Here is a 10672-nt window from a genome sequence, read left to right as displayed (position 1 = left end):
TTTTATAAAGTTTAGTATACTTTGACCTTCAAATACTTCCATAATGACTGATTTTAAAGATATAAATATACAGAAACTAAATGACTAGCTCAATTATTTTTATTTTCATAATCACCTCTTTTTGGGAGGGAGTCGGATTTTTATTGGCGGCAAAATCCATTTTCAGGTTTGGGGATTTAAAAGAGAATAAGGAAATAAAACTAACAGAATATATATTGATAGGAACCCTTATAAGTTTTGCCCTGGCAATATTTATAGCAGAAATATATTTGAAATTAAAAAGTATTATCTAAAGAAAACTACAAATTTTGTAATAATCAAGAAGAGTAAACAATAAAACCAAATAATTATGAAAACAGATTTATATACTAAAATTGTATTAACGGTTATTGCCGTATGTTTATCCATATTAACGCTGCAAAACATAGATATTATACCCAAAACCTATGCAGCTGAACCAAACAAAAACGGGAATATTTTAGCTGCTAAAAATTATGGCTTAGTTCCTTTAAACAGTGACGGTACAATTGATGTCAACATAACACGGATTACCACAACTGATGAGCTCGATGTTAATATTGATGAAATTGGCGGCGGATCTGTTTCAAGTGGAGGTCCGATTCCGGTAAACATAAAAAACTAACATCACTCCTGTTCAACCGAAATTATATTAAAGAATGAAAAATAGTAATAACATTAAAAAAGAATTACCGATAGAGCAAAATATGGAACTGCTAGCAATATTGAAAACCCGTTTTGAGAAAAATATGAACCGCCATACAAATATCGAATGGAGGAAAATAGAAACAAAACTGCAGGCTGATCCCGAAAAACTATGGTCGCTCAACGAAATGGAAAGAACCGGAGGTGAGCCGGATGTAATTGGTTATGACAAAAAAACAGACGAATATATTTTTTATGACTGCTCAACAGAAAGTCCTAAAGACCGCAGAAGTGTTTGTTTTGATCGCGAAGGGCAGGAATCAAGAAAAGAACATAAACCTGAAAATAACGCCATTGATATGGCAACTTCAATGGGAATTGAACTTTTAACAGAAGAGCAGTATCGCGAATTACAGCAATTCGGGAATTTTGATGCCAAAACATCAAGCTGGATCCAAACGCCATCTGAAATCAGAAAACTGGGAGGGGCACTTTTCGCCGATTTCCGCTACGGTAATGTGTTCGTATATCACAATGGGGCACAATCATACTATGCAGCAAGAGGTTTTCGTGGGGTCTTAAGAGTTTAAAAAAGAAAGAATACTTAAAAAATCTGAATTTATATTTTACTGCTGACATAAGGCTGTCATTAAGCTATTTTACATTTGTTGTATAAACTTAGAAAAAAAAAATTTTTATGACCATTCGACCAGCAAATCCAAATAAAAAAGTAGCCCAGTTAAATGAGCTGGAAACTTTTTGCCCTGCCAGCCAGCAAGAATGGAGAGACTGGTTGAAAGAAAACCATAACTCAAAACAATCTGTCTGGCTCATTTGTTATAAAAAACAAACCAATATCCCCACCATATTTTGGAGCGATGCTGTTGATGAAGCACTTTGTTTTGGCTGGATTGACAGCACCCGAAAAACAATTGATAATGAGAAATTTATACAATTTTTCTGCAAAAGAAAACCCAATAGTGTCTGGTCAAAAATAAATAAAGGGAAAGTAGAGCGATTAATCAAAGAAGGAGTTATGGCACCCGCAGGTTATGAAAGTATTGAAAAAGCAAAGCAAAATGGTTCCTGGATAATTTTAGACGATGTAGAAGAATTGTTAATTCCTGAGGATTTGGAAAAAGCTTTTGAAAACCAAAAAAATTCAAAAGAATATTTTTTAAGTTTAAGCAAATCTGTTCAAAAGAGTATCCTGCAATGGCTTGTACTTGCTAAACGACCAGAAACCAGACAAAACAGAATTAACGAAATAGCAGAACTGGCTTCACAAAAGCTAAAACCAAAACAGTTTAGATAATAATCTAAGACTCTAAACAGATAACAAAAGTGAGGCATTGAATACAAAAAACACAAAAATCATTTAATGTTCAGTCTGAAAATGGTATTCTTTTAAATTCTAATGTTGATTTATGCTTTTCACATTCACTTTTAATTCATAATTTAGTATGTTTTAAAAATGAAAATCATGACTACAAAAGAAATTGCAAGAGATTTTCTAAACCTGGCGGCCAAAGGTCACTCTCATGAGGCATTCCGACTATATATAAGTCGAAATTTTAAGCATCATAATGTCTATTTTAAAGGTGATGCCGATACTTTGATGCTCGCCATGGAGGAATCAGCAAGACTGAATCCTAATAAATTTTTTGAGATTCATCATATTTTAGGAGATCAGGATATGGTGGCAGTACATTCACACGTTAAACAAAGTACCAGCGATTTGGGCGTTGCAGTGGTTCATATTTTCAGGTTCGAATCCGATAAAATAATTGAACTTTGGGACTTAGGCCAATGTATTCCTGCAAAAATGATAAACGAAAATGGAATGTTTTAATAAAATCAGAAATCGCCAGATAAAAATACCTTTCCAATGTCAAAAAACAAAACAACTGAAACTGAAAAAAGCGTTACTGATTTTATCAATACTGTTGAAGATGTAACTAAACGAAATGACGCATTTGAACTTGCAAGATTAATGCAGGTGCAAACTGGTTTTGATGCTAAAATGTGGGGAGCGGCTATTATCGGTTTTGGAAGCTATCATTATAAATATGACAGCGGACATGAAGGTGACGCACCACTTGTTGGATTTTCCCCAAGAAAAGATGCTATTTCACTTTATCTTTATCCTTCATTTGAAAATAAGGAAGAATTATTGTTGAAATTAGGAAAACATAAAGCCGGAAAAGGTTGTATCTATATCAAAAAAATAGCAGATATTGAAGTTGAAATCTTAAAAAAAATGATTTCACTTTCGGTCGAGAATTTAATCAAACTACATCCCCAAAACTAGAAATGGTCACAATTCTTATCATAATTTTTCTTTTAGGAGTTTTTTTATCTGCTTATTTGCAAAATCCAAAATTTGGAAAAGAACCTTCAGGGCAAAGACTGAATTTAATACAAAAATCCCCTCAGTTTAAGAACGGAAAATTTGAAAATAAAAGTAACACGCCCCAGATTACAGAAGGTTATAGTTATTTTGAAGTTTTTTCGGAATTCTTTTTCAAAAAAAAAGAAAGAAGGAATCCTGTTGACCTGTTTCCATCTGTAAAAACCAATTTATTAACACTTTCAATTGATGAGGATATTATGGTTTGGTTTGGGCATTCCTCATATTTTATTCAAATTGAAGGAAAACGTATTTTAGTTGATCCTGTTTTCAGCGGGAACGCCTCACCTATTCCCGGGACCACGAAATCATTTAAGGGAACCGATATTTATACAGTTGATGAACTTCCTGTAATTGATTATCTATTGATTACTCACGATCATTATGACCATTTGGATTATGAAACAATCCTTCAATTAAAATCAAAAACCAAAACAATAATCTGTGGTCTTGGTGTAGGTTCACATTTTGAGTACTGGGGCTTTCCTACTCAGAACATTATCGAGAAAGACTGGAATGAAAAAATAGAACCTGACCCGGATATTACACTTCACATTACTCCTGCAAGGCATTTTTCTGGCAGAAGTTATAAACGGTGTACCACATTATGGCTTTCGTTTGTTTTAGAAACCAAAAATTTCAAGATGTATTTAGGAGGAGACAGTGGTTACGATACTCATTTTGCTGAAATTGGCAATCAGTTTGGCCCTTTTGATATTGCTATTCTTGATAATGGACAATATGATATCAAATGGAAATACATTCACAGTTTGCCTGAAGAAGTGATTCAGGCAGCAAAAGACTTAAAAGCAACAAGATTATTTCCGGTTCATTCTTCTAAATTTCCATTAAGCAACCATCCTTGGGATGAACCTCTTAAAAAAATTACCGAACTCAATAGAAATTCTCAAAATCCTATCCCATTAATCACACCAATGATTGGAGAACTAGTATATCTGAAAAATGAAAATCAACCGTTTAAAGCTTGGTGGACAGGAATACAATAAATTAGATCATATTATGAGCCTCTTTACAAACAAAATACTACTACAGCTTACCTTTTTTACGATTGTCTTTTTGACTTCGTTTCAGGTATTTTCCCAAAACACCTACGCCTTCTTTGGATCATTCAACAGAGACAAATCTGCAGAATCCATTTTTGTTTACCAATTAGATACCGTAAATGGTAAACTGACTAAAATAACTGCCGTAAAAAATCTCGTTAGCCCATCATATTTAACGATATCGCCAAATGGTAAATTTGTTTATTCGTGCACGGAAAGTAAAACTCCAAACGGAGGAAGTGTTAGCAGCTTTGAATTTAACCCCAAAAATAAGAGCCTGACTTTTCTAAACACTCAAAAAAGTGGTGGTGAGAATCCTGTTTATGTTGCTGTCCATAAAAATGGAAAGTGGCTGGTGAATGCGAATTATACCGAAGGTAGTGTTTCTGTTTATCCACTATTAGAAAACGGGGGGATCGCTCCTATTACGCAAAATTTTCACTATTTGGAAGGAAGTGTCCATAAAGAAAGACAAACACGGTCGCATGTTCATTCTGCTGTTTTTTCTCCCCAATTTGATTATCTTTTTTTACCGGATTTAGGTGCAGATAAAATACGTTCTTATCAATTTCATGAAGATCAAAAACAACCTTTAACAGAAACAAAAATTCCTTTTACAAAAACCGGTCTGGAAAGCGGTCCCAGACATTTTGCTTTTCATCCCAATCAGAAATTTGGCTATTGTATTGAGGAAATGGCCGGAGCAATAAGCGTGTATGAATATGAAAACGGGATTTTGCAAAAAATCCAGCACATTAATATGCATCCGAATAAAATTACTGATGGTTTTGAAAGTTCTGATATTCATATTTCGCCTGACGGAAAATTTTTATATGCTGCAAACAGAGGGAAAGAAAATAATATCGTGATTTTTTCCATTGATCAAAACGGTCTTTTAACAAATATAGGATCCCAGTCTACCCTAGGAAAACACCCCCGGGTTTTTGCCCTTGATAAAACCGGAAATTTTTTGATTGCAACCAATGTAAATACTGGAAATGTGGTTGTTTTTAAAAGAAACAAAAAAACAGGCATGTTAAAAAAAACAGGTAAAGAAATTAAAATACCAAACGTTTCCTGTGTTAAAATCAAACAAATTTAACAAACTAATTCTAAAATGAAAAAATCCAATTTCAATTTACAACCTGAAATTTCAGAAGATATTAATTCCGTAAAACGAAAAGCATTTCAATGGCCTTTACAAAGTCACATCAGATCTTTTAATCATAGATTTGGCCGGCAGACTGAAAGTCAGTAAGGTTCTAACACTATTTATTAGAAGCTAAAGCAAAATGCACTAAAGTACATAGTTGCAAAACTATATCTGAAACCAATAAATGAGTTGATGTTTCCTCACAACGGAATTGATATTCCTCATTTCAAATACGAATTAAAAAATATAATAAATGAAAAGAATAACAGTTTTCTGCGGATCTAGTTTTGGTACGGATGAAATTTATAAGGAACAGGCAACATTACTTGGTGAAACATTAGCCATACAAAATATAGGCTTGGTTTATGGCGGTGCCAATGTAGGCTTAATGGGGGCAGTAGCAGATGGCGTTTTGAATAAAGGTGGTAAAGTAATTGGCGTTCTTCCTGATTTCCTGAGATCAAAAGAAATTGCCCATACAGGCTTAACCGAGCTTATTTTAGTAGAAAGCATGCATGAGAGAAAAACCAAAATGAATGATTTATGCGACGGCGTTATAGCACTTCCGGGCGGTTTTGGTACTCTCGAAGAGCTTTTCGAAATGGTAACATGGGCACAATTAGGCTTGCACAAAAAACCAATTGCCATCCTGAATATTAATCGATTTTACGATCCATTGGTAGAAATGATACAAACTATGGTAACTAAAGGTCTGTTGAAAGAAGCCAACCAGCAAATGCTTTTAGTCAGTGATACTATTGAAGATTTACTGGATAAAATGCAAAATTATGTTCCACCAACTGTTGGAAAGTGGATTGATAAGGAAAGGGTTTAGCCACATACAACCAGAAATGTACTTTTAACACTGTTTTTAAATTATGTTCCTTATATTGTAACTCCAAAAAAAAAATCATACAAATCAAACTATTTTACGTATAATGAAATATTTAAAAAACAATTATTTTTTACTCGCAATCATTCTATTCTTAAATTTAAATTTTACATACGCACAAAAAACAGATACAGGAAACTGGTTTATCTATTTTGGAAACCAGGCCATCAATAAAAAATGGAATTGGCACAATGAAATTCAATATCGAAATTATAATTTTGCCGGTGACACTCAACAATTACTGTTAAGAACTGGAATTGGCTATAATTTAACTGATAACAACAATAATCTTTTACTAGGTTATGCTTATATCAACTCACAGAATTATGTTCCTGATACTGATGATAAAATAAGTTTTGATGAAAACAGGATTTATCAGCAGTTTACAACCCGACAAAACTTTGGGAGAGTTTACATACAGCATCGTTACCGTATGGAGGAACGCTTTTTGAAAGATGATTTTCAAATGCGTTTTCGTTATTTTCTTGCATTGAATGTTCCAATTAACAAACCAACAATGGAAGATAATGCCTTTTATATTTCAGCTTATAATGAAGTTTTCCTAAATGCGGAATCCCCTGTTTTTGACAGAGATCGTGTTTATGGTGCATTGGGTTATGTTATCAATAAAAATTTTAAAATTGAAGCCGGCTTTATGAGGCAGATTCAGGAAAAATCAGGCCGAAATCAATTTCAAATCGTAATTTATAACAATATTCCGTTTAGCAGTGCCAAATAGAAAGTCTCTTTTATAAATTAAAAATTATGGCAACAGAGAATTCAAATTTCGCTAAAGCCGAAATGCTTATCAGAAAACCGGTTTCAGAAGTTTTTCAGGCTTTTGTTAATCCGGAGATTACTTCTAAATTCTGGTTTACAAAAGGTTCCGGAAAATTAGAGCAGGGCAAAAAAACAGAATGGACTTGGGAAATGTATGGTTTTTCACTTTCAGTTATGACTCATGTTATACATGAAAATAAAAAAATAGTAATTGAATGGGGAAATCCAGACGAAAGTACTTTAGTAGAATGGACTTTTACTCCAATGAATGAAAACGAAACTTTTGTAAGCATTACCAATTCCGGTTTCAGGGATCCTGACAAAATTATAGACCAGGTTCGAAATTCAACAGAAGGTTTTGCTTTGGTTTTAGCCGGTGCAAAAGCCTATTTAGAACATAAAATTCAGTTAAATCTGATTTTAGACAGATTTCCGAAAGGGCTCGCATAAAAAAAATCAGGTTTCAGGTTTACCACACAGCCCGAAACTTAAAAAACCAAAACTCATGGAAACTAAAAAACCCGAAAATATTGATGAATACATTGGCGGATTCCCGAATGATGTTCAGGAAATTTTAGAAAAAATAAGAATGGTAATACAGAAAGCTGCGCCTGATGCAAAAGAAAAAATCAGTTATGCGATGCCTGCTTTTAACCAAAATGGTATCGTAGTCTATTTTGCCGCTTTTAAAACCCATATTGGCTTATATGCTTTACCCACAGGTCATGAAGCTTTTAAAGATGAGCTTTCAGAGTATAAATCCGGAAAAGGATCAGTTCAGTTTCCTTTAAACAAACCGATTCCGTACGATTTAATTACCAAAATTGTAAAATTCAGAGTGAAGGAAAATCTGGAAAAAGCAAAAAAGAAATAATTTTAATGGATCTAAACGGGCATTATCAACAACTTTACACTAAGTCTTCTCAAGCAATTTTAGCGGGAAATTACAGCTTAGATCCCCAGATTAATGATTCATCCGATTCCCGATTTGGTATTACATTACTCATCCGTCCATGCCAAACTGTAAAAAACCAGATTCAGTTGTTTTTAGAGAAATTAAAGGCAATCGATCCCGCACAATATTATTATCCGGATTCCGATATTCATATAACGGTAATGTCGATTATTTCCTGTTATGAAGGTTTTAATTTAGATAAAATCAGCGTTGAAAATTATATCGAAATCATTCGAAAATGCATACTTGATTTAGGCGAAATTAAAATTAAGTTCAGAGGTGTAACAGCTTCTACATCTGCCATCATGATCCAGGGTTTTCCTACTTCCGGATCTTTAAATAATTTGCGTGAGAAACTCCGGGAGAATTTCAAAAAATCAAATTTAGAACAAAGTATTGATAGTCGGTACGCTATTGCCACGGCACATTCGACAGTAATGCGATTTCAGGAAGAGCTGCAGAACCCTGAGAAATTAATGACCGTTACAGAAAATTTCAGAAATTATAATTTTGGGGAATTTACGGTAGAAAAAATTGAATTAGTATGCAATGATTGGTACCAGCGAGAAAGAAATACCGTTACTATATGTGACTTTTATTTAAGGTAAATTTTCAAAATCAGCTTTGTTTAATTTTGTTAATAAAAGTTGGATTATGAAAATTTAAGCTTTACGAATTTCAATTACCTTTGAGTTTTAAAAAAGTAAATTGTAAGGTGCAGAAAAAATTATACGGATTAGATCATTTAAGAGTTTTTGCAATATGTTCTGTTTTTTTATATCATTATCAAATTCCGATTTTTGGGCATCCTGACTGGTTACCAAATATTGCTAAATTTGGATGGACCGGTGTCGATTTATTTTTCGTTTTAAGCGGGTTTTTAATTTCTTCACAGCTATTTTTTCAAATTAAAAATGAGACAAGAATTTCTTTTAAAGATTTCTTTTTAAAACGTTTTTTCAGAATTCTTCCGCTCTTTTGGTTTGTTACAGCAGTTTATTTTCTTGTTCCAATATTCCGGGAAAAAAAATCGCTTCCGCCTCTGTGGAAATTACTAACGTTTACTCAGAATTTCGGATTGAATATTCAGGATTTCGGAACATTTTCTCACGCTTGGTCGCTTTGTGTAGAAGAACATTTCTATTTGCTTTTACCAATTGTGCTAATTTTTCTCCAATCAACAAATCTTTTCAATAAATCGTATTGGATTTTAATTGTTCTGTTTGTTTTTGGTTTTGCAATTCGGTTTTATAACTGGGAAAATTTCTACCTGCCAAATAGTAATAAAGCCAATGAATGGATGTTTTGGTATAAATTTATTTATTACCCAACTTATAACCGTCTCGATGGGCTTATAACAGGTGTTACTATTGCCGCAATTTATCAATTTAAGCCTGATTTATGGAATAAACTTTCCAAATTTGGAAATCATTTTTTGCTGTTAAGTTTGATTTTATTGACAGGGGCCTATTTTTTATGCTACGAAGAAAGGTCATTTTATGCTTCCGTTTTTGGATTTCCTATAGTAGGCTTGGGATACGGATTTATGGTTTTAGGTGCAATATGTCCAACGAGTTTTTTATATAAATGGAATTCAAAAACGAGCACCTTTATTGCAGCACTTTCCTATGGAATTTATTTGACGCACAAGGGAATAATTCATATTACGCAGGAAATTATTTTGCTTTTTAATGCCGATATAGAAAGCACCTTTACACTTATAATTTGCATTTCAGCATGCCTGTTAGTTGCTTTTTTGCTTCATAAAACAATAGAAAAACCATTCATGGCACTAAGAACAAAATACGGTTCATTTAAGTGATTATAGTCTGGTTTGGTAAAAAGTCAACCCTGAATCATGATCTTTTGTAGTTAAATTTTGTGGGATTCACGGTTACAAAATCACTTAAACTCACCAAAATGCCACAAAATACCAGACGGATCATACAGGAAACATTCTCTTCCCCACTCTAAATTACGAATAGGAATCAATTTAACACCTGAATATTTTTCCGGAAGGTTCAAAGCTAAAAGTTCATTGTAATAACGTTTTACATCATCCACTTCTACAAAAATCATGGTATTGTCAATCCATTCTTTTGCATAATAATCCTGAAGATAAAATGCTGTTTCATTTGTTTTGAAAACAGAAAAATCAGAATCCAAAACCGTTTCCTGAAACCCTAAATCACGATAAAAACTTCTTGAGATTTCGAAATCTTTCGCACCGATAAAGGGGCGGATTGATTTTATTTTATGGTACATTTTTAATTTAGATTTATAGATAATGATTCAAACTGGAAGGATTTTCATGAAAACCAATCAATTCCATTATCAAGACGAACAAGAAAATCTGTAAAAGATTTTCCAATTTCAATATTATTTTTACTGTTCAAATCAACAAAAGGAGAAAGAATTATTTTTAAGTTTTCATATTGGTCAATTTCAATTCCAATAAATTCTCCACTCCCATTTGTCCCAATTCCAATTGTACCATTCAATTGCTTAACAATATTATAATTTTCATTTGCATGAATAATTTCTTCTAAACTCCAAAGTTTTATAAATTCAACCCCAATAAATTGATCAATACCAAAATAATTTTCAAGATAAAAAACATAATCTTTTGGGAGTTTTAGTTTCGAGTATGATTCTACATCAATAACCTTAAATTCAGATTTTATATCTCTTTCTGGAAAACTATACTTTTCGAATATCTTTTGTAAATTATCTTTCATAATGAAATTTATAAGTT

General features: G+C 32.8%; 15 protein-coding genes. 13 read left to right on the top strand and 2 right to left on the bottom strand.

Going from position 1 to position 10672, the window contains the following annotated elements; translation table 11 throughout:
* Positions 1-349 precede the first annotated feature (349 nt).
* The 13 genes from J2W48_RS21920 (at position 350) to J2W48_RS21860 (ending at position 9739) form a co-directional block, all read left to right on the top strand.
* Complete coding sequence (locus J2W48_RS21920) at positions 350-643, top strand: hypothetical protein (RefSeq protein ID WP_310284200.1); 294 nt, start codon at positions 350-352, stop codon at positions 641-643.
* Between the two features lie 34 nt (positions 644-677).
* On the top strand, positions 678-1253 hold the full coding sequence (locus J2W48_RS21915) for a DUF4256 domain-containing protein (protein WP_310284199.1): 576 nt from the start codon (positions 678-680) through the stop codon (positions 1251-1253).
* 107 nt (positions 1254-1360) lie between these two features.
* On the top strand, positions 1361-1978 hold the full coding sequence (locus J2W48_RS21910) for a YdeI/OmpD-associated family protein (protein ID WP_310284198.1): 618 nt from the start codon (positions 1361-1363) through the stop codon (positions 1976-1978).
* A 168-nt stretch (positions 1979-2146) separates the two neighbouring features.
* Positions 2147-2515 (top strand): nuclear transport factor 2 family protein, encoded by a 369-nt coding sequence (locus J2W48_RS21905; protein WP_310284197.1) that lies wholly within the window; start codon positions 2147-2149, stop codon positions 2513-2515.
* Positions 2516-2551: 36 nt separating this feature from the next.
* Entirely contained in the window at positions 2552-2974 is a 423-nt protein-coding gene (locus J2W48_RS21900) for a DUF1801 domain-containing protein (protein WP_310284195.1), read from the top strand.
* A gap of 2 nt (positions 2975-2976) precedes the next feature.
* The gene (locus J2W48_RS21895) at positions 2977-4080 is read left to right on the top strand and encodes an MBL fold metallo-hydrolase (protein ID WP_310284194.1); all 1104 of its coding nucleotides are present in this window, start codon (positions 2977-2979) and stop codon (positions 4078-4080) included.
* Positions 4037-5239 carry a lactonase family protein gene (locus tag J2W48_RS21890; protein WP_310284193.1) on the top strand — a complete coding sequence of 401 codons (1203 nt, stop codon included), beginning with the start codon at positions 4037-4039 and terminating at the stop codon, positions 5237-5239. Before J2W48_RS21895 ends, J2W48_RS21890 begins: the two co-directional genes overlap by 44 nt.
* Before the next feature lie 304 nt (positions 5240-5543).
* Positions 5544-6125, top strand: coding sequence for an LOG family protein (locus tag J2W48_RS21885; protein WP_310284192.1), 582 nt, complete (start codon positions 5544-5546; stop codon positions 6123-6125).
* Between the two features lie 103 nt (positions 6126-6228).
* Complete coding sequence (locus J2W48_RS21880; RefSeq protein WP_310284190.1) at positions 6229-6921, top strand: DUF2490 domain-containing protein; 693 nt, start codon at positions 6229-6231, stop codon at positions 6919-6921.
* A gap of 26 nt (positions 6922-6947) precedes the next feature.
* The gene (locus J2W48_RS21875; protein ID WP_310284189.1) at positions 6948-7412 is read left to right on the top strand and encodes an SRPBCC family protein; all 465 of its coding nucleotides are present in this window, start codon (positions 6948-6950) and stop codon (positions 7410-7412) included.
* Between the two features lie 55 nt (positions 7413-7467).
* On the top strand, positions 7468-7836 hold the full coding sequence (locus J2W48_RS21870) for an iron chaperone (protein ID WP_310284188.1): 369 nt from the start codon (positions 7468-7470) through the stop codon (positions 7834-7836).
* A gap of 5 nt (positions 7837-7841) precedes the next feature.
* Entirely contained in the window at positions 7842-8525 is a 684-nt protein-coding gene (locus J2W48_RS21865; RefSeq protein WP_310284186.1) for a 2'-5' RNA ligase family protein, read from the top strand.
* Between the two features lie 107 nt (positions 8526-8632).
* Positions 8633-9739 (top strand): acyltransferase family protein, encoded by a 1107-nt coding sequence (locus J2W48_RS21860; RefSeq protein WP_310284183.1) that lies wholly within the window; start codon positions 8633-8635, stop codon positions 9737-9739.
* Between the two features lie 80 nt (positions 9740-9819).
* Here J2W48_RS21860 and J2W48_RS21855 read toward each other — a convergent pair whose 3' ends face one another.
* Together J2W48_RS21855 and J2W48_RS21850 are read right to left on the bottom strand one after the other, a co-directional pair.
* On the bottom strand, positions 9820-10182 hold the full coding sequence (locus J2W48_RS21855) for a VOC family protein (RefSeq protein WP_310284181.1): 363 nt from the start codon (positions 10180-10182) through the stop codon (positions 9820-9822).
* 44 nt (positions 10183-10226) lie between these two features.
* The gene (locus tag J2W48_RS21850) at positions 10227-10655 is read right to left on the bottom strand and encodes an SMI1/KNR4 family protein (RefSeq protein ID WP_310284180.1); all 429 of its coding nucleotides are present in this window, start codon (positions 10653-10655) and stop codon (positions 10227-10229) included.
* Between the last annotated feature and the right edge of the window lie 17 nt (positions 10656-10672).

This window comes from Flavobacterium piscis, assembly GCF_031457575.1.
GTDB classification, from domain to species: Bacteria; Bacteroidota; Bacteroidia; order Flavobacteriales; family Flavobacteriaceae; genus Flavobacterium; species Flavobacterium piscis_A.
This window is presented reverse-complemented; position numbering and strand designations above follow the sequence as displayed.

Coding starts and splice junctions, on each gene's coding strand:
- J2W48_RS21875 (WP_310284189.1), top strand. CDS start 6,948: ATGGCAACAGAGAATTCAAATTTCGCTAAAGCCGAAATGCTTATCAGA.
- J2W48_RS21900 (WP_310284195.1), top strand. CDS start 2,552: ATGTCAAAAAACAAAACAACTGAAACTGAAAAAAGCGTTACTGATTTT.
- J2W48_RS21895 (WP_310284194.1), top strand. CDS start 2,977: ATGGTCACAATTCTTATCATAATTTTTCTTTTAGGAGTTTTTTTATCT.
- J2W48_RS21905 (WP_310284197.1), top strand. CDS start 2,147: ATGACTACAAAAGAAATTGCAAGAGATTTTCTAAACCTGGCGGCCAAA.
- J2W48_RS21870 (WP_310284188.1), top strand. CDS start 7,468: ATGGAAACTAAAAAACCCGAAAATATTGATGAATACATTGGCGGATTC.
- J2W48_RS21915 (WP_310284199.1), top strand. CDS start 678: ATGAAAAATAGTAATAACATTAAAAAAGAATTACCGATAGAGCAAAAT.
- J2W48_RS21880 (WP_310284190.1), top strand. CDS start 6,229: ATGAAATATTTAAAAAACAATTATTTTTTACTCGCAATCATTCTATTC.
- J2W48_RS21865 (WP_310284186.1), top strand. CDS start 7,842: ATGGATCTAAACGGGCATTATCAACAACTTTACACTAAGTCTTCTCAA.
- J2W48_RS21885 (WP_310284192.1), top strand. CDS start 5,544: ATGAAAAGAATAACAGTTTTCTGCGGATCTAGTTTTGGTACGGATGAA.
- J2W48_RS21855 (WP_310284181.1), bottom strand. CDS start 10,182: ATGTACCATAAAATAAAATCAATCCGCCCCTTTATCGGTGCGAAAGAT.
- J2W48_RS21890 (WP_310284193.1), top strand. CDS start 4,037: ATGAAAATCAACCGTTTAAAGCTTGGTGGACAGGAATACAATAAATTA.
- J2W48_RS21910 (WP_310284198.1), top strand. CDS start 1,361: ATGACCATTCGACCAGCAAATCCAAATAAAAAAGTAGCCCAGTTAAAT.
- J2W48_RS21850 (WP_310284180.1), bottom strand. CDS start 10,655: ATGAAAGATAATTTACAAAAGATATTCGAAAAGTATAGTTTTCCAGAA.
- J2W48_RS21920 (WP_310284200.1), top strand. CDS start 350: ATGAAAACAGATTTATATACTAAAATTGTATTAACGGTTATTGCCGTA.